The organism is Citrobacter sp. TBCS-14 (genome assembly GCF_005280805.1).
GTDB classification, from domain to species: Bacteria; Pseudomonadota; Gammaproteobacteria; order Enterobacterales; family Enterobacteriaceae; genus Citrobacter; species Citrobacter gillenii.
In genome coordinates this window covers 246-570 of the sequence record NZ_SZWM01000865.1, presented here as the reverse complement: position 1 = coordinate 570, position 325 = coordinate 246, and the positions used below count along the sequence as shown (strand labels likewise).

Here is a 325-nt window from a genome sequence, read left to right as displayed (position 1 = left end):
GCTGGTCGAGAATCATATTCGCTATCTGGAAAATCTGAAGAAAACGGCGGATGAAAATATTCGCACCCTGGACGACTGGCCCAGTACTATCACGTTGCGGCAAACCATCGACGAATTGCTGGAAATCGGGATGATGAAAAATAAAATGCCCGATACGATGCGCGATTATGTCGCGGCGCAAAAAGCGCTGGTTGATGCCAGTCATGCCAGAGAAGCTACACTTGGTCGTTTTCGAACATTGCTTGAGGCTCAGTTGGGAAGTAGCCATCAACAAATGCAGATGTTTAACCAGCGACTGGAGCAGATTGTTCGCGTTAGCGGCGGG

1 pseudogene is annotated in these 325 nt (G+C 49.2%); it reads left to right on the top strand.

What is annotated here, in order from left to right:
- Positions 1-325 (top strand): annotated as a pseudogene (locus tag FDX22_RS31790) (sensor histidine kinase); the annotation flags it as partial.